17 protein-coding genes are annotated in these 21,310 nt (G+C 55.4%); 3 read left to right on the forward strand and 14 right to left on the reverse strand.

The features are described 5' to 3' along the window. Positions 1-26: 26 nt before the first annotated feature. Both RB_RS25245 and RB_RS25250 read right to left on the reverse strand, forming a co-directional pair. Positions 27-2,153, reverse strand: coding sequence for a carboxy terminal-processing peptidase (locus RB_RS25245; RefSeq protein WP_007329904.1), 2,127 nt, complete (start codon positions 2,151-2,153; stop codon positions 27-29). A 250-nt stretch (positions 2,154-2,403) separates the two neighbouring features. Next, positions 2,404-2,940 carry a gamma-glutamylcyclotransferase family protein gene (locus RB_RS25250; RefSeq protein ID WP_011123595.1) on the reverse strand — a complete coding sequence of 179 codons (537 nt, stop codon included), beginning with the start codon at positions 2,938-2,940 and terminating at the stop codon, positions 2,404-2,406. Positions 2,941-3,349: 409 nt separating this feature from the next. Here RB_RS25250 and RB_RS25260 point away from each other — a divergent pair, with 409 nt between their 5' ends. Continuing rightward, positions 3,350-6,532, forward strand: coding sequence for a PSD1 and planctomycete cytochrome C domain-containing protein (locus RB_RS25260; protein ID WP_164922491.1), 3,183 nt, complete (start codon positions 3,350-3,352; stop codon positions 6,530-6,532). Continuing rightward, entirely contained in the window at positions 6,529-8,016 is a 1,488-nt protein-coding gene (locus RB_RS25265) for a DUF1501 domain-containing protein (RefSeq protein ID WP_164922492.1), read from the forward strand. The genes RB_RS25260 and RB_RS25265 overlap by 4 nt, the downstream gene beginning before the upstream one ends. A 114-nt stretch (positions 8,017-8,130) precedes the next feature. Here the strand turns inward: RB_RS25265 and trxA are convergent, their stop codons facing one another. From trxA to RB_RS25320, 11 genes are all read right to left on the reverse strand, one after another. After that, positions 8,131-8,457 (reverse strand): thioredoxin, encoded by a 327-nt coding sequence (gene trxA, locus RB_RS25270; RefSeq protein ID WP_007329897.1) that lies wholly within the window; start codon positions 8,455-8,457, stop codon positions 8,131-8,133. Positions 8,458-8,704: 247 nt separating this feature from the next. Then, the gene (locus tag RB_RS25275; RefSeq protein ID WP_011123600.1) at positions 8,705-9,538 is read right to left on the reverse strand and encodes an NUDIX hydrolase; all 834 of its coding nucleotides are present in this window, start codon (positions 9,536-9,538) and stop codon (positions 8,705-8,707) included. 116 nt (positions 9,539-9,654) lie between these two features. Beyond that, positions 9,655-10,434 carry a sugar phosphate isomerase/epimerase family protein gene (locus RB_RS25280; RefSeq protein WP_007340410.1) on the reverse strand — a complete coding sequence of 260 codons (780 nt, stop codon included), beginning with the start codon at positions 10,432-10,434 and terminating at the stop codon, positions 9,655-9,657. A 139-nt stretch (positions 10,435-10,573) separates the two neighbouring features. Further along, on the reverse strand, positions 10,574-11,077 hold the full coding sequence (locus RB_RS25285) for a hypothetical protein (protein WP_007329893.1): 504 nt from the start codon (positions 11,075-11,077) through the stop codon (positions 10,574-10,576). Between the two features lie 104 nt (positions 11,078-11,181). After that, positions 11,182-11,547, reverse strand: a complete 366-nt coding sequence (locus tag RB_RS25290) for a rod-binding protein (RefSeq protein WP_007331516.1) — start codon at positions 11,545-11,547, stop codon at positions 11,182-11,184. 103 nt (positions 11,548-11,650) lie between these two features. Beyond that, a complete protein-coding gene (locus tag RB_RS25295; protein ID WP_011123602.1) occupies positions 11,651-12,790 on the reverse strand; it encodes a flagellar basal body P-ring protein FlgI in 1,140 nt (379 codons plus the stop codon). Beyond that, positions 12,790-13,680, reverse strand: coding sequence for a flagellar basal body L-ring protein FlgH (locus tag RB_RS25300; protein WP_164923044.1), 891 nt, complete (start codon positions 13,678-13,680; stop codon positions 12,790-12,792). The genes RB_RS25295 and RB_RS25300 overlap by 1 nt, the downstream gene beginning before the upstream one ends. Continuing rightward, on the reverse strand, positions 13,677-15,017 hold the full coding sequence (gene flgA, locus RB_RS25305) for a flagellar basal body P-ring formation chaperone FlgA (RefSeq protein WP_231845973.1): 1,341 nt from the start codon (positions 15,015-15,017) through the stop codon (positions 13,677-13,679). Before flgA ends, RB_RS25300 begins: the two co-directional genes overlap by 4 nt. 96 nt (positions 15,018-15,113) lie before the next feature. Then, a complete protein-coding gene (flgG, locus tag RB_RS25310) occupies positions 15,114-15,920 on the reverse strand; it encodes a flagellar basal-body rod protein FlgG (protein ID WP_007329888.1) in 807 nt (268 codons plus the stop codon). Positions 15,921-15,960: 40 nt separating this feature from the next. Further along, positions 15,961-16,782: a flagellar hook-basal body protein gene (locus RB_RS25315; RefSeq protein WP_007329887.1), complete on the reverse strand. Its 822-nt coding sequence runs from the start codon at positions 16,780-16,782 to the stop codon at positions 15,961-15,963. Positions 16,783-17,151: 369 nt separating this feature from the next. Then, positions 17,152-18,909 (reverse strand): GGDEF domain-containing protein, encoded by a 1,758-nt coding sequence (locus tag RB_RS25320; protein WP_011123605.1) that lies wholly within the window; start codon positions 18,907-18,909, stop codon positions 17,152-17,154. Positions 18,910-19,422: 513 nt separating this feature from the next. Here RB_RS25320 and RB_RS25325 point away from each other — a divergent pair. Continuing rightward, complete coding sequence (locus RB_RS25325) at positions 19,423-19,722, forward strand: BON domain-containing protein (RefSeq protein ID WP_007329884.1); 300 nt, start codon at positions 19,423-19,425, stop codon at positions 19,720-19,722. A 127-nt stretch (positions 19,723-19,849) separates the two neighbouring features. On the opposite strand, the gene RB_RS25330 is transcribed toward RB_RS25325, so the two are convergent. After that, positions 19,850-21,223, reverse strand: coding sequence for an asparagine synthase-related protein (locus RB_RS25330; RefSeq protein ID WP_011123609.1), 1,374 nt, complete (start codon positions 21,221-21,223; stop codon positions 19,850-19,852). Positions 21,224-21,310 lie beyond the last annotated feature (87 nt).

A 21,310-nucleotide genomic window follows, 5' to 3' on the forward strand; every position in this document is an offset into this window, starting at 1 on the left:
TTGCAACGACCAGGATAGCATGCGGGCTATTTTGCAACAGCCAAGTTCTGAGAACGCAGTCCAGTCACGTATTCGTGGGCCACGTTCATGACCTCTTTGTTGTAATACGTGTCACGGAAAATCTCGTCGTTGTTGAGGACCTCATCGAGTTCCTCCTCTTCGGCTTCCGTTTGAGCTTTGCGTTCGGCGCGACGTCGCAGGAATTCTTCTTCGTTGAGCGAAATGCTTTTCTGGTCTTTTTCGCGAACGTACAGCTCGATACGACGCATCAGTTCGCTGAATTCCTTGTCCTGCTGGACTCGGTTGGCGGAGTTGATGCGAAGCGAGTTGAGCAGGCTGTCCGGCGTCATCGCGTACAGGCTGTGTTTCGCCAACGGCACCTTGTCGAATTCCAATGCGTATTCGAGGTCACCTTCGGCAACTGGCAGCTTGCTGGTCATGCTTGGAAGTACCAAGTCAGCTTCGACGCCTTTGAGCTGAGTGCTCTCGCCGTCGGGCAGATAAAACTGTTGCAATGTAACTTTCAATGCGCCGTAGTTGGCGTTGTTGTTGCGGAACAGGCTTTGTCCGATGTCCATGAGCGTTTGGACAGTGCCCTTGCCGTGCGTGGCTGGGTCACCGACCACGATGCCGCGGTGATAGTCTTTGATTGCACCGGCGAAAATCTCGCTGGCACTCGCACTCAGTTTGCTGGTCACAACAACCAATGGGCCGTCCCAGACGGTGCCGCTTTGATCGTCCGAGTACTGTTGAACCGATCCATCCGAGTTCTTGACTTGAACCACTGGCCCACGATCAATGAACAATCCAGTCAGGCTGATCGCTTCGGTCAAGCTACCTCCGCCATTGCGAGTCAGGTCGAGGACGACGCCGCCGACGTTTTGCGACTTGAAGTCTCGCAGGATTCGTTCGACGTCGCGTGTGCTGCTGCGATAGTCCGTTTCGTTTCGACGAGCGGCTTCCATGTCCATGTAGAAGCTGGGCAGATTGATGTAGCCCAATTTGACTTTGCCCTGCCCTGGCATCTCGTGGTCGATGACTTCACCGCGAGCGGCCGAGTCTTCGAGTTCGATGCGAGCACGAACGATTTTGAAGATTTCTTCGTTGCCGGTTCCACCAGGACGCACGGCCAAGCGAACAACGCTGCCCGCACGGCCACGGATGAGTTTGACGACTTCTTTGAGAGGCATTTCAACGATATCGACCATGGGGCCTTCGGCGTCTTGGCCGACGGCAACGATCACGTCATCTGGTTTCAGCTTGCCGTGTGAATCAGCCGCTCCACCAGGAATGACTTGACGCACAACCGTGGTGCCATCTTTCTCGCCCAAGGACGCACCGATGCCGTCCAGGTTCAGACGCATGCTGATCGCGAAATCTTCCAGCGTTGCTGGCGACATGTAAGTCGAGTGAGGGTCGTAGCCGTTGGTTACCGACGACAGGAACAGTTCCAGCAAATCATCGGAGCTGGTTTGTTTCCAACGGCGAGCGTATCGAGCGTAGCGGCGACGCAGCTGATCCTTGGCGTCAGCCATGATTTCGTCTTTCGACATCTCAGGTTCGTCGGATTCTGAGTCGTCTGTTTTTTCGTTTCGCAAGTCGAGCAATGCTAGCTTAATCTGACGGCGCCAACGGTCGCGAGCTTCGTCTGCGTCGCGAGCAAATTGGGTGGCGTCGCGATCGATAATGATTTGTTCGTCACGGGTGAAATCGAAATCGCCATCGAGCAATTCCATCACCACGGCTACACGTTCATCGACACGCTGAGTGAATCGTCCGTAGATGTAGTAAGCCAAGCTGAGGTCGCCCAAGCGAACTTGGTCATCAACCACTTCGGAGTAGCGATTGAATTCGTCAACATCGCTCTGAAGGAAGTACAGCTTCATCGGGTCGAAGGATTCGAGAAACAAATCCAAAGCTCGACGACTGATTTCATCGTTGAGATCTTTGCCAGAAACGTGATTGCTGGGCATCAGTTGGGCGATCAGCTTCGCGATCACTTTGTCCTGAGGCGAGGGCTGGGGCGGAGCAGCTTGTTCCGGTGCAGCCCGTTCGACGGTTCGTTCCTGCGCGGTGGCGGGAAGTTGAATCAGTGTGGAACCAATGCACCCCACCGCGAGCAACGCGACGGGAAGGATTTGACGAAACGACATAGATCACGATCGGGTGAAAGGAAAAACCGACAGAGTTAGGAGGAATGCGTGCCTACCAAAATAGGGCATTCAGGCAGACTGCGCGCGTCCGTCCAGTTCGATGTTAGGAGTGTGGCGAAAAAACGGCAACCTTGATTTCCCAATGTCCCCAGAGGAGCTGGATCCGCTTGTGGCGTGCCAAACGACCGACGGATACTGGTTGGGTATGGTTGAATTCACCTTGATACTTCGGTTGAACCCCGGCCGCGGTTCACAGGACTGACGTCGATCGCCATTTTTCCGCTGGCCAAACGGAAAATTTCCCGAAAGCAGTTTCCTGTTCGGTCAAACGATTGAAGCCGTCGAGCAGCGGATCGGTCGCGTAGTGATAGGCGGATGCCGTCCACGATATCCGCGGATCGGCTGTGTTTTGCGGTTTCAGATCGGCTGACGAGGTCAGGTCGGACGACACGATCAGGTTGGCTCGCAATTCCACGCGATCGTACAAATTAGGGTGTCCCGGTTGATTGGTGACCTCAATCTCGTCGAGAACCGTGGTGACACGTTCAGTATCTCGTTTCGCAAAGAACCAGCATTCGCCGCCCACTCGCTGGTTTCCTGGTCGCAACGCCGGGTAGTCCTCGCGTCCAAAAAGCGTGCCTTCGACCCAGGCCGGATGGACGCTCAGCGGCGTAAGCGGCCAACACTTTTCACGGCATTGGCCAAGGCACAACGTTCCATAGACAAAGTAGACGACCACATCATCCGCTTTTCCGGGGATCATGCTGGAGTAAGAAACGGAATTCATTCAGTTCGAACTCGCATGGTTGAACGAGAGCAGGACAAAAGCCGACAAGGCAACAAAACGCCGTGAAATTTTCAGATAGGCTCGCGATGCATTGTCGTCGGGACGAGTCCTTTGAAAAGGAAGGGAATCATTTTGGCGTGTCGGAATCATCGTTGATACAATGGTGACGCACTGCAGTGTGATGTCCTGAGCTGCCCTGCCCTCCGCCGCTCAGCAAAGCAAACGCTGCTTCAGCAATGCACGCTGAAACATCGCACTTTCCCACCAACCCACTCACGCTGACGACTTCGTTGCCGACGAACTGGTGTTCGCGGAGACAGGTTCTCAACGCTGCCTTCGAGCATCGATTGAGACAAGATCGCAGCGACCAAAATTTCATCGGATCCGCCGAGAAACCTGAATGAAGCCAATGGCTGCTCTATTGACCCGCACTCGTTCATCGTTCCTCGCATTGGCGATGGGAGTTTCTGCGTTGCTTGGCACCGGGGTTCGAACGGCGTCTGCGGAAGAAGTCTCGTTCAATCAAGACATTCGCAGTGTGTTGTCGGACAAATGCTTTCTTTGCCACGGACCGGACGAATCGACCCGCGAGGCTGATTTGCGTTTGGACATTCGATCCGAAGCGGTCGACGGGGGCGCGATTGTTCCGGGTGATGCCAAGGCCAGCGAATTGTTGGCTCGCATCACCAGCGACGATGCCGATTTGGTCATGCCACCGCCCAGCACCGGCAAATCGATCACCGAGGCCGAACGCATCGCGATCGAGCGATGGATCGATCAAGGTGCGACCTATGAAGAACACTGGGCCTACGTCCCGCCGCGAATCCCGGAGATCCCCAGCGTCTCCAATTCGACGTGGTGTCGCAATGACATTGATCGATTTGTGTTGGCGAGATTGGAATCCGAAGGTCGATCACCCAATCCGCCCGCGGACCGAGCAACGTTGCTGCGACGTTTGAATTTGGATCTGACCGGATTGCCACCCACACTCGAATCGTTGGATGAATTCGCAACGTCGGATGATCCCGATGCGTTGGTCCAGCAGCAAATCGATGCAATGCTCGAGTCGGTTTCCTTTGGCGAACGCTGGGCCCGTTGGTGGCTCGACGCGGCTCGGTACGCGGATTCGGCGGGCTACGAAAAAGACATGCAGCGCAATGTTTGGTTCTATCGAGACTGGGTGATCGATGCGATGCAACGTGACATGCCGTACGACCAATTCATCGTCGAGCAAATCGCGGGTGATTTGTTGCCCGGTGCGACACAAAGTCAGCGGGTTGCGACCGGGTTCTTGCGAAACTCAATGACCAACGAAGAAGGCGGTGCCGACCCCGAGCAGTTTCGCATCGAAGGCATGTTTGATCGGATGGATGCGATTGGCAAATCGGTTCTCGGTATTACCACGCAGTGTGCTCAGTGCCACACCCACAAATACGATCCGATCAGCCACCACGAATACTATGAGATGTTCGCGGCGCTGAATGATTTTCACGAAGCTTGCATCACTGTCTTCACGCCTGAGCAAGCCGAGCAGCGTGATGAAGTGTTGTCCTCAATTGATTCTGCGACAAAACAGTTTCAACGCGAACACGCCGATTGGCGAAGTCTGGTTGCGCAGTGGGCTCGCACCCGTGCGGGACGCAACACTGCGTGGACAACGCTGCATCCCACGACGGTTCCATTCGAAGGGCAAAAGTTCAATGTGTTGGAAGATGGTTCCATCGTGAGCGAAAGCTATGCACCGACGAAAGCCAGCAACGACTTCACGCTGACCACGCACGTGGGCACGATCACCGCGGTTCGTTTGGATGCTTTGACGCATCCTCAATTGCCTCGTGGCGGACCCGGACGCAGTATCGATGGTACGGGAGCGTTGACCGAATTCAAACTCAATATCGCTCCGCTCTCAAAGAATGAAAACGGCGATCGCAAACCGGCGGTGTCGGTGAAGTTCGTTCGAGCCTACAGCGATGCCAACCCGCATCGTCGCACATTGAAACCACAGTACCGCAATCGTGATGCAGACAAAGACGAGCGAGTGGTTGGGCCGCCGCAATACGCGATCGATGGCGATGAGGCAACGGCTTGGACCACCGACATCGGCCCCGGACGCAGCAATCAATCTCGTCACATTGTGTTTGTGCCTGAGACTCCAGTCGTGATCGATGACGACGCGGAGGTCACTTTCACTTTGGTGCAAAAGCACGGCGGTTGGAACAGCGACGACAACCAAAACTTCTTGATCGGTCGTTATCGCGTCAGTATCACCGATGCGGCTGATTTGCCGACCCAAGCGGTTCTCACCGAAGCTGAATCCGTTTTGGTGATGAACCCGGATGATTGGACTGACTCGCAGGCGGAATTGGCCTTGGCCGCTTGGCATCGTGAGATCGCATTGGGTGAACCAGCATTTATTGATGAAACCCGCTCGGCGATCGAAAACGATTTGTTGAGTTTGGATTCTGAGATCGAATCGCTTTGGGAGCAGTTCCCAGAGACAACCACGCAACTGGTCGCGCAGGCCGCTCAGCGTCCTCGCGAAACGTTTGTGTTCTCACGCGGCGATTTCTTGAGCCCGACGGATGCGGTCGAGCCCAACGCCCCCGACTTCTTGCATGCGATGCCAAACGAAGACGCACCGGACCGGCTGCGATTCGCGAAATGGTTAGTGGCCAACGATTCGCCGACCACGGCACGAGTGATCGTCAATCGAATGTGGCAGGCGTACTTTGGCCGCGGTCTGGTATCAACGCCGGAAGATTTTGGATTTCAATCGTCCGCTCCGAGCCATCCGGAGTTGCTGGATTACTTGGCGACGGAATTGATGCAAAACGGTTGGCGACTCAAGCACATTCATCGATTGATCGTCGAGTCGGCGACCTATCGTCAATCATCCATCGCTCCCGCGAATGCTTGGCGAGATGATCCAGACAATGAGTTGCTCGCACGTGGGCCACGACACCGCGTGGAGGCCGAGATGGTTCGTGACTTGGCGTTGTCGGTCAGTGGATTGTTGAACGAATCCGTTGGGGGACCGAGCATTTATCCTCCGGCACCAGCCTTCCTGTTTGAGCCACCCACCAGCTACGGACCCAAAATTTGGAACACGTCGACGGGTACCGACCAATACCGTCGCAGTTTGTACGTGCATCAGTACCGCAGTATCCCCTATCCGCCGCTGCAAGTTTTCGACGCACCCAAAGGCGATGCGGCTTGTGTACGCCGCGAACAGAGCAACACGCCACTTCAGTCGTTAGTGCTGATGAATGAACCGCAATTTGTTGACGCCGCACGGGCCTTCGCCGCTCGTATTCTTCGCGAATCGCCAGACGATGATGCGCAACGAATACGGTTAGCGTTTCGATTGTGTACCAGCCGCGTGCCCGAACACGAGGAAGTTCAAATCTTGCTTCGCATGCTACAAGAGCAGCGTGAACACATCGCCGATGGAAACTTGAATCTACAAGAGTTGCTGGGCGTGCCCGAAGGTTTGTGCCATCAGTTGACCGGTTTCGAGGCAACTGAGTTGGCGGCATGGCTGACGGTCAGTCGCACGATTTTGAACTTGGACGAAACGATCACCAAATCATGAATTCTCTCAACATGTCTTACGCTCAATCGACTGGCCTAACCTCTGCCGACCCGTCTCGCTTCGCGAAGGGTTTGGATTTGATGCGTCGGCGATGGTTCTTGCAGCAGTGCGGACTTGGTTTGGGGCACATCGCCCTGACGACCTTGATGGCCGAGGCTGGGGATTTGGAATTGGCAGGTCCGGATCGATCGTCGGTGAATCCCATGGCACCGAAGTCGCCGCATTTTCCCGCGAAAATCAAGAACGTCATTTTGTTATTCATGGGCGGCGGACCCAGTCAGTTCGAGATGTTCGACTACAAACCGGAATTAGAACGACTCGATGGAACCCTGCCTCCAGCGGAGTTGCTGGATGGTTACCGTGCCGCGTTCATCAATCCCAACTCCAAGTTGTTGGGACCCAAGTTCAAGTTTGAAAAGAAGGGCTCAGCTGGCACGCACATCAGCGAATTGCTGCCTCATACCGCCGGTGTGCTGGATGACATTTGTTTGATTCGGTCCATGAAGACCGACGCGTTCAATCATGCTCCGGCGCAATTGATGATGAGCACTGGCTCGCAGCAATTTGGTCGTCCGAGCATGGGATCCTGGACCACCTATGGGCTCGGCAGCGAGTCTCGCGATTTGCCGGCTTATGTCGTGTTCAACAGCGGTAAAAAGGGGCCCAGTGCCGGATCGGGGAACTGGAATTCGGGCTTCTTGCCATCGTTGCACTCCGGGGTGGAGTTCCGGAGCAGCGGTGACCCGGTACTGTATCTGTCCAACCCACCCGGCATGAGCGATTGGTCACAGCGTCAATCTTTGCAGACCGTCAACGAACTGAACCGGCGCCGCTTGGACGTCGTGGGTGATCCGGAAATTGCCACTCGGATCAACGGCTATGAGATGGCGTATCGGATGCAATCGAGTGCGCCCGAAGCGATGGCTCTGTCCGATGAGCCGGAACACATGTTGAAGTTATACGGTGCAGAGCCAGGCAAGATGTCGTTCGCAAACAATTGTTTGTTGGCTCGACGTTTGGTCCAACGAGGCGTCCGCTTTGTGCAGTTGTTCCATGAGTCATGGGACCAGCACGGTGGTTTGACGGGAGGCTTGAAGCAGAATTGCGGTGACACCGATCAGGCGTGCGCCGCTTTGGTGAAGGACCTGAAGCAACAAGGCATGCTGGATGAAACGCTGGTGATTTGGGGTGGTGAGTTTGGCCGCACCCCCATGGTCCAAGGCGGCAACGACGGTCGCGATCACCATCCCAATTCGTTCAGCATGTGGATGGCCGGCGGCGGATTGAAACCCGGTTTGGCTTACGGGCAAACTGATGAACTTGGGTTTGATGTCGCAGAGAACCCGGTTCACGTTCATGATTTGCACGCAACCATTTTGCACTTGCTGGGGTTCGACCACAAACAACTGACTTATCGTTTTCAAGGTCGTGACTACCGCCTGACCGATGTGCACGGTGAGTTGGTTCACGACATCTTGGCGTGATCCAGATCTTCGCATGAACGAGAGAATCCAAGTGTGACGCTAAGTTCGGCGGGCGCATGAAAAAACCTCGCGGTTCTTTGAAACGCGAGGTTGGTTGGATTCGTCGGAGCGAATTCAGCTGACCGAAGTCAGGGCGTCTTGCAAAGCGGCTTTCGGGCGAACACCAACGAAGGTGTCAGCGATCTCGCCGTTCTTGAACAGCAACAATGTTGGGATGCTGTTGATGCCGAACTTTTGAGCGGCACCTGGGTTATCGTCGATGTTGACTTTGCCAATCTTGACGCCAGGATTTTCCGAAGCCAGTTCGTCGATCATGGGTGCAATTTGACGGCAAGGACCACACCATGGAGCCCAAAAGTCAACCAGCACAGGGCTGTCGCTTTTGAGGACTTCGGAATCGAAATTGTCGTCGTTGAATTCTTTGACTGCTTCTGAGGCCATGGCTAAGGTCCTTGAACGTAACGGTGTTGTTGGAGGAGTGATTTTAGAACCCGTTGGCAAACTGTCAATTTGCCTACCGGGTGTTTTAGGGTCTCTGGGACAACCAGCCGCTGGGAGCGATTTCAGCCGTGATCTACGAAGTGAAACGCGTCGATTCGGGTGGGAGCGTCCTAGATATGAAATGCCCATTTTTGATGAAGGCTCGCCAAATCGGTTTTTGCGGGCCCGTAAAACGGTGCTTTGCAAGCTAAATGGAATGCAAAGCCTGCGCCAACTGCCCGAGAATGATCGCGGTCGCGCCCCAGACGTGCACCGAACCATGGTGAAACGCGGGTGCCGCGAAAGTCAATTGACCGGCGACAGTGTCGGGTTGAGTCGCGGATCGAAGCGATTTGGTTTGCTGGATCATGTCAATTTGACATGCTTTATCAGCCTCCAACTGCCGAGACGTCGCGACGGGAGTTTGTTGCAGGACCGCCTGAATTGGGAAATCAATTACCTCATCGACTTCACCAGGATCGGGCTGCCAATCTTGATTGGGCGGATCGATCACGAATACGATCGGTGTGACCAAATTGTCGCTGGCGTAGACATATTGGCGAGGCAAATTGCCACAGCACCGATGCACGTGGGCTGAACCGCCGAGTTCTTCTTCGAATTCTCGCAGCGCGGCACGCGGTGGTGTTTCGCCGCGTTCGATGCGGCCGCCGGGAAAACAGATCTGGCCTCCGTGATGTCGCAACGTCGTGGGACGCCGGGTCAACGGAATGGTCCATTCGCCGCTGGCAGGGTCTCGAAACAAGCAAACTGCCACGGCAGCATGACGTGAAGAACATCGGTGTGGTCCACGATGGCGACCGTAGGCCAGATGCGGAGCCATCTCGCAACCGAAGTCTCGGTTCAGCGACCACGGCGGCAGAGCTTGGACCGTCGACGGTGTCGAATCGCTCGGCAGCAGTTGCTGCGTCAGTTCATCGGCCAGCTGATTTACATCTTTTGGCAGATCGCTCGTCAGTGGGACCGCCGTGGATGTGTGGGTTGCCGGTGACATGGATCGCGGGCTCAACACCGAAGGCTTCATTGGGAGGTTACGATCAGATCGCTGAGCGAACTGATCTTTTGTTTCGACAGCACGTTTGCAACACCGTTCTGTTTGGGCACAGTGGTTTCAGCCACTGTATGTTTCGATCAACTGAATTAGATCAACGTCTCAAGCAAACGTCGCAGTTTGCGGAGTTCGACTCGGTGGTCGTATTCGTCCATCGGAGTCATGTCGACGGTCAAAGCACGTGTGTACTTTTCACGTTCCAATTGGGTGACCAGTTTGCCGTAGTCAACTTCGCCCTGGCCCACGCTGACCTGAAATGCGTCTTTGCGAGTGTCGCGAAGGTGAACGTTGTGGACGAATTTCAAGATTTGATCGAATCCCTTGCCACCGGCCATGGTCTTGCCAGCGGTTGGATTTTCATGAGCGGCTACCAATGGCACGCTGGGGTCGAGCGTCACGCCCAATCCATCGACGTTGTTGCAAAGCACCAGCAGCGTGTCGGGATCTTCGCTGAGGCAACCCAGCATTGAACGCACGTTGACGCGAACGCCTTCGCCTTCCGCGATGGCGACCAAACGTCGCAGGTGTTCGACTTCTTCGTTGAAGGGAGTGCCTTTTTCGCTGGATGGAACCGCGATGTTCACAACCTTGGTCGCTTTCGCGATGCGACAGATGCCTTCGAAATCGGTGTAGTGTTGTTCGCCGGTTGATCCCAATTCGACGCTGTAACCACTGATTTCCAAACGGTGGGTATGACGTAGCAATTGAATGCCACGGTCCTCATCGCTCAGCACATCGCTGGGACGGCAGTGGGTGGACGACTCATGGATCGCGATCTCAATCGCAGTGAAATCCAGATCCTGAAGCAGTTCGATCGAGGCCTGCAATTCAAGGTCTGGCCAGCATCGGGTCGAAGCAGCAACAAACACGCGGGAATCCTTTCAACAAAAAATCAATGAATCAGCGACCGCATTGTGGGGCCGCATCAAGTTTACCTATTTAGGAAAGTCTGCGTTACTGGTGTAGTCTCCGCAGAGTCTCCATGTCAATTCGTTTTGAGCGGCTTCTTTAGGCTGCTTCGTTGAACAGCTCGCCACCGCCACGATTCTGTTTTTGACTACTTTTGGCACTGGGCTTGCCATAAGTGGGCGGTGCGGCGACGCCGGCCAACCGGTCGAGCATCTCGGATTGGAACTGCGTCAGGTGATACTGACAGACGAACAATGCGTTGGCACGTTGGTGCGTGGTTTTGATTTGCTCGGCCGCTTCGCCGCATCGTTTCGCCAGTCGGGCGTCTTCGATGCGTCGGGATGACAGCAGCTTTTCGGACAAACTGATTCCGCTGGTGGGTGCATCCTCATCGCGAAGCAATACGTCGCGACGTTCCACCATGGCCTCCAGTTGCGAAATCGTTTCGGCCAATTTGGCGGTGGATTCGTCGACTTCGTTGGGGCGAAGATTGATGGTGCGGACGCGAGTCTCGTCCAGGATCAGGTCCATCGCCTCGGTGATTTGAACCAGATCGTCGACATAATCGGAGACCCGTTGAGTCCATGATTCATGAGCAGACATAGAGTTGGTCATCGTTCAATAGAAGGGCGGTCGGGAAAGGATTCGGTGGATATGGAACGAGAGAAACGGGTGAGCTTCACCGGTGAACGTTGTGGCTCACTCGGTCATGCTCGGCGTTGCATTTGAAAGAGTTGATACATCGGTTCGGCGATCGTTTCCGATGACGCGTCCGACATGGCTTCGACGAGGTGCTGATCCATCTGTTGTTGGAAAACTTCCTCCGTCCGTCCGCCATGGAAGTAGGCGGGTTTGCCGACCGATTCACGCATCGTCGACAACATGCTGCCAAACAACGTCTGTCCGACGAAGTCACCAAAGGCTTCCTTCAGCGGCTCTTCTTCCTTGCCGTCCGTACCGATTGTTTTGGAATTGGAAAGCGCGTCCAGATTGGCTCTGGCTTCGCCGCTGTGTGGCATCGGCAACGAGGTTGCTTGCAATGACGACAGGCGGGATGACGAAAGCGGTGTCATGGCGGGTTCGACCTCAGGATCGAGAGTCGGCGATGGGAGGGCGGTTTGGATACCAATCGTCGGCAAACGTGATGTCTCAGTTTTCGTTGCCGATGAATGATCTCTACCGAAAAATGACTTCGCCGTACAAGTCACCTTTCGCTTTCAAGGTTTTGATAATGGCGATCAAGTCTTCCGTCGGGACGTCCAATGCGCCGAGGGCGTCCGCCAAACTTTTGAGCTTGGCCGCCGCCGGAGTTCCATCGGGACCGACCTCGACAAAACGGCCGCCTCCTCCCGCTTCGATCCGCAAGTTTCGATGAGTGACCAGCACGGGCGCGATCTCGACGTCTTCGCCAATGACGACCACGCCATCGGCTTCGTTGATCACGACTCGTTTGCCACGATTGGATAGGGGGATAACGATATCGAGGAGAAATGCGATGAATTTGATTGGGTTATCGCGATAGGTCGGTGGAATGACGACTTCAACATGCAATTGATCGATCGCGCGAGCAAGGGCAATGTTGCCATCCTGGCCAGTTCCCTGATGGTTGGGGCTGGCCAACCGTGACACATTGCGGTCGCCAATTGTGAATGATGTCAAACTGTTGACTTCTTCTTCGATCATATGCGCTGTACTGAAGTCGGCGAAGTCTCGATCAATGACCAACGTGATGCGATTGTCATGGACGTAGGAAGCTCGGACCGATGTTTCCATCTTCAGTCCACCTTGGATGGTCGCCGACGTGGGAGGTGAGTCGGCGGACACCGAGATCCGTCCTTCCGCCATGCCGTAGACCGTTGGGTTGTCCGCTCGTGGACCGAGCATCGGTGTGAGCATCAAATAGCCGCCATCAAGGCTTTTGGCACTGATCGCGTTGATCGTCACATCCAATACATCGCCTTGCTGCGCACCGACGGTTGGAATCGTGGCACTCACAAAGACCATGGCGACGTTCTTGGCATCGCCGACGTCTTCGATGTTCAATCGTCCGGCTGCGTCAACTGCCATCGGACCGCCCATCAATTGCATCATTCGAGCCAGCGCGCGTCCTTTGGGAGCCGCGTCACCGTCACCGGTTCCTTGCAGACCCACAACCAATCCGAGGCCTTGCAAGGTGTTGGTTTCCTGACCTTTCAAGCGACAAAGGTCGCCGAGTTTCAACCCACCGGCCATCGCCGATGGCGATCCGCACGAAGCGGCGGCCCACAAGAATGCGGTGATGAAAACGGTCGTTCGAAGCATGTGTTGGTTGTTCATCAGAATGGTTTCAAACGATCAAAGGCACGTTGGAACCATCCGCGACGATAGCCGTCTCGCAATTGGCCCTGGTCTTGTTTGTTGATTTCGAGGTCGATCAAGTCGCGACTGAGCACGACGTTGTCGGGCCCGATGTCTTGAGCTCGGCAGATGCCCGACAGCGACGTTTCCCAAAGGTTGTCGTTGACGCGATATTGCTTACGAGCCTCGACGACCAAGTTGCCGTTGGGACGAATGTCGACGATTCGGGCGGCGATGTTGAACGACATCGATTCGCGAGACTCGACGGAAGCTTCGGCTCGCGAATTGGCCGTGGTTTGGGCGTCGACGGTGGGATCGCCTTCCGCCTGCGGATCGGGAATCAATCCGCCGCTTCCAAGTTTGATCCATTCCGAAAGCGTGGCTTGGAACAACGACACTCGCCGTTTTTCCGTGTCGCCCTCGGCCATCATCCTGGCAATCTCATCGACGCGAATGGTGACGATGTCTTGAACGCGAAACGCTCGCATTGGTGGAGCAGGCTGATAGGTCCAACTCACCCCCGCCAAACCTACAGCGGGAGGCTGCGAGTTGTCGTAAGACGGTGCGGGCTGGTTCGGGATGTTGTTGGGATTGTAGGCGTCGTTGGGATACGTTCCCGTGGGAACTCGCTCTGCCATGCCCGGCGGCAGGAACTCCGGCGGCATGACGGCGGCGTCGGGGCCGACCCCGGGAACCGAACGTTGTTGAAGGTTGCTGGCAGGAACCACCGCGCCGGTTGGCCTGGCGGGTGCGTTGGGCATCCATGGAGGAGTGGCGTGCAGCAACGACGAGTTTTGCGCGCTGGCAACACTTCCTGAAAGCATCAACGAGACGGCGATGGTGGCAAACAAACGAGGCATGGATGTCATGGTTGCGGTTGCCATTTGCGAGTGGGCTTGTTCGCGAGAACGCGGTTGGGTTGTGTCACAATTTCAACGACCGATGGCTCCACAACTTTGGCCAACAAACGACGTTTGGGCGACAGAGTTTCGATTTCAATCAATTCGTTGTGGGCACCATCCCCCAAAGCTTTCGCGGTGGTCGTCACACGGATGCCGCCACCAGAAACTTGTACCTCGACCAAGTCACCTCGACGAACCAATCGTGGTGCCGCAAAGTCGCTGGGCCGTAGTGGCACGCCGGATCGAATCAGGCCAACGACTTCCATCCCCATCACTTCGTCGACATCCATGACGCGGTCGCCGGATAGTTCATTGACCGGTGAAGGTTGGAAGTGAACATCGCCTGGGCCAACACGATGGCCTCGTTGCAACGGGCGTCTGGCAACGACGACTGCGGTTTTGGGAGTGAACGTCACTCGCACAATGCCTTCGCACTGATCCGTGCGAGATCTCGCATCGATTTTGATGCGACAGGTAATCGGTTTGGCATCTTCCGCTGACCAGTGAGGCATTGGATCGAGGAAGCGAATGTCTCGTACGCCTTGCATTTCGGCCAACGAACCCAACTCGTGCGAAACGAACGAGGATTCGTAGTCGAACGCGTCCGCCAAATCGCGGTACTGATTTTGAAGACCAAGGTGAACCCAATGAGAAAGACGTTCTCGCGTTTCGACATCCAGGTCGTCTTCTCGAACCGGTTGATCCAGCATGGCGTGGGCAACGTACGTCGCGTCGACCGAATCGGTTTGCGTTGAAACGGATTGAGCTTGGCTGAATTGGCTGGGGTGCGTGTGAGTTGAATTGGACTGACTATGTGCCAACTGGACATTGGCACTCGCCCCGCCACTTGATTCCTTGAGCGCGTGGACCACGATGGTTTCGTCGCCGTAGATTTTGATTCGCCCCGCGGTGGCTTGGCCGCCGACAATTAAATCTGCCAATCGGTCGCGTGAGATCTTGGCCGCAGAACCATCAAGCGGCATCAGACCCACAGTCGCGTCGGCCAATCGCGGCCACGCTGCAAAGTTGGCTTGCAAGGGACGGACCACATCGCGAAGCCGAATGATCGGTGAACTGGTGCTGGCGTTTTCGATCGCGGTGAATTGCCAACGAGTGTCAGCGTCGATTGTCTGACTGCGCGGGCCTTTGGATTGCATCGACTGACCCGAGGTTCGCATCGATGCGGCGGAAACTCGCGGGGTGGGATTCCGATTGAACTTTGGATCGACGCCATAAAACGGTGTTCGCATGCCGGCACCAGCGATATCGTTGGCGTCGTTTGGTGTTTGTGCGAACAGATTCAACGAAACGAGAATCGAGCACGTCGTCGCGCATGCGATGATCCACCCTCTGGTGAAGGCGGATCGCAAAGACGTTTTCGATTTCGGAACCATCAAGGTTTAGAACCGTCGAAGTTGAGAGATGTTTTGCATGACTTGATCGCCCGCTTGGACCGCTTGGCTGTTCAGTTCGAATGCCCGCTGGGTCGTGATTAGGTCAATCAGTTCCTGGACCGGTTCGACGTTGGATGCTTCCAAGTTGCCTTGGCGAAGCACACCCATGCCGTCTGTTCCCGGATTGTTGATTTGCTCGGGACCGGATGCATCGGTTTCTGAGTACAGGTTTTCACCGTTTTTCAACAATCCGTCGGGGTTGATGAATTGAGCGAGTTGGATTTGGCCTTGGTTGGTTAGTTCGGTTTGCCCTGGTTGTCGGACCATGACTTCGCCGTTGCTGTTGATGACAACCGCGGTGGCATCCGGTGGGATGGTGATTGGTGGATCGAGCAATCGACCGACTTGCGCCGATCCCATGACCAACTCGCCGTTGGCGTTGATGTCCAGGTTGCCCGCTCGGGTGTACATCGTGTCTTGGCTTGACGGGTCAACGACGCGGAAATAGCCGCCGCCTTGGATGGCGACGTCCAAGTCTCGACCGGTTTGCTGCAGCGTTCCTTGTCGTTGATCGGTTTGGGTGCTGGTCACTCGAACGCCCAAGCCGACTTGAGTGCCGACGGCAGTGGGAGTTTGCGTTGAGTCTTGTACGCCGGGATAGACTTCGGTTCGATACAAAAGGTCTTCGAAGTTGGCGCGATCTTTTTTGAAACCAGTCGTGTTGATGTTGGCCAGGTTGTTGGCGATCACGTCCAGTTTGGTCTGCATCGCCTCCATACCGGTGGCGGCGGTGTACAGCGTTTGAACACTCATGCGAAATTTTCCTTGTGAGAGAGCGACGACTGCATCGCGGTTAGCTCTGTAGGACGCGACCGATCAGGGAACCAAGAACACTGTCTTGGTTCTTGATCATTTGGATGTTGGCTTCGTAAGCACGAGATGTTTCAATCATCTCCATCATCGTGCCCGTTGGACTGACAGCGGATTGTTCCAACGAACCGGCAACCACGTTGCGGTCGCTGTCGGGGACCAAGCTGAACTCGGCCAAGGGTCTGAATAAGTTGCCGCCAACGTTGGCGAGGTCGCCGTAGCTGGCCGGTTGAGCAAGCATCAGTTGTTGGGTTTCGCCGGCCTGAGTGATCGTGCCTTCTGAGCCGACGGTGAACGGACGTCGCGGGTCGATTTGAATCGGCCGGCCGCCTTTTCCAAGCACCGGATCACCACCGGAATTGACCATCGTGCCGGTGGAATCGAACATGAAATCGCCGGCTCGGGTGAGCAGCTGTTCGTCACCGCGTTGCAGAACAAAGAAGCTCTTTTTGTCGTGCAATGCAAAGTCGGTTTCACGACCGGTCGTCCGAATCGCTCCAACACCAAATTGAGTCTGTTCGGGCTGGATGGTCACGCCACCGCCGATATCGTCGGCACCACCGAGTCCGGGGGGAACCATGCCTTCTTCGATCAGTTCCGAGAACCGAGCCTGTAAAATCGTTTGGCTGGGTTTGAAGCCCGGCGTATCGACGTTGGCAAGGTTGTGGCTGATCTGTTGCAGTCGGTGGTTTTGTGCCTGGGCACCCGCTGCTGACAAATAAACTCCGTAGGGCATGGATCGCTCGCTTGGATCGCGTGACTCCGGTTCCGCCGAACCGTTCGACGTTCCTTTGGGGGTACGCAATCGGAGGCACGAACCTCAAGGTCAATTCTTGAGCGAAAGTTTGTCGAATCTCGGAATTTGTTCCTGCGAGGATGGCTTCCACGCCGGAATCGCTCTGAAAGCTCGAGTCAACCTGCCTCGATGAGACTCGCATTCCGCCTGACAAACGCAAGATTGACCGGACGATTTCGGTTGCACGCGAGGAACGTTGCGAAGCCTGAGGCACCGCGAATACAGCGATGCCGGGAACATCAGGAATGTTCCGTCGATAGAAATGTCCCGATGATGGTCGGTGGCCGTTCGATATCGGCAATCGCAATGACGGAGCGGTGACCATTGTCCGCTCCGTGCTTCACATCTGAGCCAATTTTGGTGCCGTTGCGAACCGTGTTATGCGGTTGCCATTTGATGCGACAACACCGGCATCTGGTTGTCTTGGCCGCTTTGACGAGCCGCCAATCCCGCGATTGCACAGACTTGTTTTAGCGACTTCTCATAGGCCGACATCGATTTCACTGAAGGAGCGATTTGCAGGATGCCGATCGACAGCCGTTCGCCTTCGTTTGCTTTCTCAGCAGCTGCCAGTGTCACACCAATCGAACCTGCCGCACCGCAAATTTGGTGGGCTCGTTCCATCGCATCGTCTGCTTCCAGGTGAGGCATGCAGATCACCAACGTTGATTGATCGAGGCAACCGATGTGGTCTTGGTTTCGTGTGGCGGCACGGACCAATTGCAGCAAGGATCGCATGGTCGCTCCGCTGGGTTTGCCCGACAATCGAACGCTCATCAATTGGTTGGATGCCTTGCCTCGATTGGGCGACGTTTGCATCTCTTCCACGTAGTCGACCATCGTCGCCATGTCCGGAAGATAGCTCAGTGCCTTGGGACGTTCACCGGCTGGTTCTTCCAACGTTTCTTGGATTTCTTCCACCACCTCGGGTGCAGCTTTGACTTCTTCGGTCACCACAGTTCGCGGCTCGGGAGCCTGTTCCAATTCGATCGATGAACGTGTGTCGCGAGCCAACTCTTCCACTTCCGTAGCCAATTCTTCTTCTTGGGCACGAGGTGCGATGGTCGGTTCTTCAATCAGATTTGAACTGGATGAAATCGGTTTGATCGGCGTGACGACTTTCGAAGCAGCCTCGGCGGTTGGTTCTTCGGCCGAAGTTTCACTTGGTAGTTCGCCAGCTCGAACGAATCGTTGTTGATCGATGTAGTGGGCACAGTCGCGGCCGACTTCTTTGGATCGGTAGAGAGCTTCGTCGACTCGTTGCAGCCACTCTTGAGGCGATTGTTGCGGCTCGAGTGCCCCGATGCCAACGCTGGCTTTGACCTTCAAGCATTTGCCTTCGAATCGAACTTCGCGTGTTCCGATGGCAACTCGAGTTTGTTCAATCAGTTCCACTGCCTCGGCCAAAGTCTTGTCGTGCAACAACATCACGAACTCTTCGCCACCGAAACGTGCGACCATCCCGTGCGGCTGCAAGCGAGCGTCCAGCAACTGCGAAACGACTCGCAAGACTTCATCACCAGCACGGTGACCATGGGTGTCGTTGAACTTCTTGAAGTGATCAACATCGAGAACAGCCAACACGCCAGCACGAGTTGGACCGAGGGCATGACGACGAAGCAAATGCTCGTCGAATGCACCACGATTGAAAATTTGTGTCAGTGCATCGGTCTGAGCCTTTTGCTCGGCCGATTGAAGTTGTTGCGATTGCTCACGGATTTGAGCTTGAGCTTCGGCCAGTTGTGATCGCATGACTTCGTTGGCCGCGATCATTTGATCGACGGCGTCCACAATCGCGGGCGGCGAATTGGACAAGTCGCTTTCGTGCAGCGTCGTGCTCAAGTTTTCGACGCGACTTTGGTGTGCATCGACATCGGCTGCGATGGATTGGGTGTATTGCCGAACGCGATCGGCAACTGCCATCACTTTTTCAGCATCTGGGGAATCTTCGATCGATTCAAGGCTTCCATCAGCCAACGAAACACCTTCCGACGATTGCGGAGGCGCCGACGACGTTGGGACCTTTTGCGATGGAGAGTCAGATACTTGCCCTTGGTTGTAAAGAGCATGCATCACCCAGCCACAAGTCATTCCGGCGCCACCGCTACTGGCTGCAATGATGATATCGAGAAGCACGTGTCAGTCCCCGCAAAGGATCTTGAAGTTCAATTGGATGAAGAGTGGGCAATGGAGGCCAACGAGACGTGTCGCTGGTATCTCTCCATCGAATGTTCTCGCCAGCGACGTGGTGGATCAAAGATTTACCGACCCACCCGAATGCCGTCTGCGAGACACAACACTACGTCACAGTTTGCGGCGAACGGAAAAAACTTCCCCTCTCATGCCCCTCTTTTGGAGATCGGCGAAACTCCGCCATTTGAAAGCGATCAAGTCGACGACATGTCGCGACAACTCTTCACCTGCACTCGACTTGAGGGAATTTGATCCGAACGAGTGTGTTTTTTTGCGGTCGCGACCTATTGCCCCGAGCTTTCCTGGTTTGACAGGCGCGGGTTTGCTCATCGCAACAAAATCGAAGAATTGCCGTGGCCTGAATCGCGAACATCGGAAATATTAGTAAGGACGGAGTTTGCGCAGGACAAACCTGTTCGGCCCCTTCACGACTTCCTGAAAGGAATTGGGACATATATGCATTCGACCACTCAGCCAAACGACACTGCTTCCACCCTCTCCGGTGCACCGATCGGTTTTGCCGATCCTGCCGATCTTCGCGTTTCGGAACTCCGTTCCACCGCCGCTATCCGAGCTTTAGCCGACAGCAACGTCGCTGAATTGCGGTTTTTGCGGGTGGACGAGAGCGAAAACGAAATCTGCCTGACCGGCCGGGTTCGCAGCTTCTATCACAAGCAGCTCGCTCAAGAAGCGATCCGCCCCGTCGCCGCAGGACGCCAAGTCGTTAACCGCGTCGACGTCTGCATCAGCTCCTGATTCGCTGCTCCGCTGAGTGACCGGTGACCGCGCCCGAACCTGGCTTCTATGCCGGGCTTCCAAATCACGCTGGGCTTCCAAATCCGGTGAATCATCGTTAACGCATTCATTCAATGCGTCCCGTGTGCTACTCAGCGGGAAGACGCTCGGCCAGCTTGCTCGTTGAAAACGCATCGCTGAAGTACTGGCGATATTCGGTTTCTTTTAACGGAAACAGAGCGTCAAACGCATCCTTGCCGCCAGCACCGTGTTGGAATCGACGCTTCGGATTGACTGGCATCTTCACGCCGGTCACCGCTTGAATGCCCGCACCAACGATTTGGCCTTTCAGTGCGTAAAGCTTCTCGTGGTCCCAATCGGTCATCTCGATGAATGGGGTTCCCTCAGCAACCTCGATCACCTCGGGCAACGCCATCGGGCTGAAACCGTGAAATCCCAACCGACGAGCCGGTGCACTCGTCCGGACATGCCCGCGGCTTTGGCCGCCGCTGTAAACGAGCGAATGCTTCACCGCGTCCACACCCCAACCTTCTTGGTAGAGCATTTGGTTGTTTAGAACGCTTCGAATGGTCAATTCGGGATTTTCTTCAATCGGATAGTCCTTGAAGTTTTCGTCGCCACCATCTCCGTCGACCAAGTACTTCCAATCTGGATATTGATCGCGAATGCCTTGGCACAGGGCCAATCCCATGGTGGCACTCTGGATGTCCAGTGGTTTGTAGTCCTCGGTGACTTCAATTGCGGATCGCCAATCGATGTGAGACTTCTCAACCGAGATGACTTCCAACAACATCGGCATCCTGATCGCTTCCAAGAAATCACTCGCCTGCGCAAAATCGGTTTCGCGAGAGTGTGCATTCTCCTTCACCGACAACACAAACGCTTTCAAACGTTGCGGTGTCTGACCACGTTGTTTCAAAGCGTGAATCATCGCGATCAACACCGCACCGCTGTCGATGCCGCCGCTGAACATCACGCCGATCGGTGCGTCCTTTTCGATCGTGTCGATCCAATCGGAACACGCGCCGACGAGTCGTTCGATGTATCGAGTGCCGATCGCTTCGATGCTGGCCGGCAACGTGTTGGATCGTGGATCAAAGAATCGGTGCAGTGTTGGGTTGGGATCGGGACAACCGGTCAGTTGCAGCTTCATGACGTGATGCGCCGGCACCATCCGAGTGTAGGAAGGATGAAACTGATCTTCCAAACCTTCCGCTCGCAGTTGTTCGAAGATCTCGTCGATCCGTTCGGCGACAATCAAGCACGGACCCGCGGCTCGCTTGGCCAGGAAGTAGCGCATCGGCCGCCCGATTGATCGAGCCATGTGCACCGTCTTGCCTTCCGCTTGCAAAATCGCGAACTGCCCACGGATTTTTCCGACCGCTTCCGCATCTCCGCTTCGCACGGCTGCTTCCGCTGCTTCGCGAGTGGTTCCCAATAGGATGTCGCCGCTGGGATCCAACAAGTTCACGATGCGTTCGATAACCGGAGACGCGTTCATGGCAATGTTCCTGATGAAGGATATGAATGGAGATTCAGGGAAGGATGATGGTCGCCAGTGTTCTTCGTTACGTAACCGCTTGATGCG

This window comes from Rhodopirellula baltica SH 1, from assembly GCF_000196115.1.
Classification (GTDB): Bacteria; Planctomycetota; Planctomycetia; order Pirellulales; family Pirellulaceae; genus Rhodopirellula; species Rhodopirellula baltica.

Bases quoted from the DNA above. Each gene is read 5' to 3' on its own strand.
- RB_RS25290 (WP_007331516.1), bottom strand. From the start codon at position 11,547: ATGACACCGCTTTCGTCATCCCGCCTGTCGTCATTGCAAGCAACCTCG.
- RB_RS25245 (WP_007329904.1), bottom strand. From the start codon at position 2,153: ATGTCGTTTCGTCAAATCCTTCCCGTCGCGTTGCTCGCGGTGGGGTGC.
- trxA (WP_007329897.1), bottom strand. From the start codon at position 8,457: ATGGCCTCAGAAGCAGTCAAAGAATTCAACGACGACAATTTCGATTCC.
- RB_RS25250 (WP_011123595.1), bottom strand. From the start codon at position 2,940: ATGAATTCCGTTTCTTACTCCAGCATGATCCCCGGAAAAGCGGATGAT.
- RB_RS25300 (WP_164923044.1), bottom strand. From the start codon at position 13,680: ATGACATCCATGCCTCGTTTGTTTGCCACCATCGCCGTCTCGTTGATG.
- RB_RS25325 (WP_007329884.1), top strand. From the start codon at position 19,423: ATGCATTCGACCACTCAGCCAAACGACACTGCTTCCACCCTCTCCGGT.
- RB_RS25330 (WP_011123609.1), bottom strand. From the start codon at position 21,223: ATGAACGCGTCTCCGGTTATCGAACGCATCGTGAACTTGTTGGATCCC.
- flgG (WP_007329888.1), bottom strand. From the start codon at position 15,920: ATGAGTGTTCAAACGCTGTACACCGCCGCCACCGGTATGGAGGCGATG.
- RB_RS25275 (WP_011123600.1), bottom strand. From the start codon at position 9,538: ATGAAGCCTTCGGTGTTGAGCCCGCGATCCATGTCACCGGCAACCCAC.
- RB_RS25295 (WP_011123602.1), bottom strand. From the start codon at position 12,790: ATGAACAACCAACACATGCTTCGAACGACCGTTTTCATCACCGCATTC.
- RB_RS25265 (WP_164922492.1), top strand. From the start codon at position 6,529: ATGAATTCTCTCAACATGTCTTACGCTCAATCGACTGGCCTAACCTCT.
- RB_RS25260 (WP_164922491.1), top strand. From the start codon at position 3,350: ATGGCTGCTCTATTGACCCGCACTCGTTCATCGTTCCTCGCATTGGCG.
- RB_RS25285 (WP_007329893.1), bottom strand. From the start codon at position 11,077: ATGTCTGCTCATGAATCATGGACTCAACGGGTCTCCGATTATGTCGAC.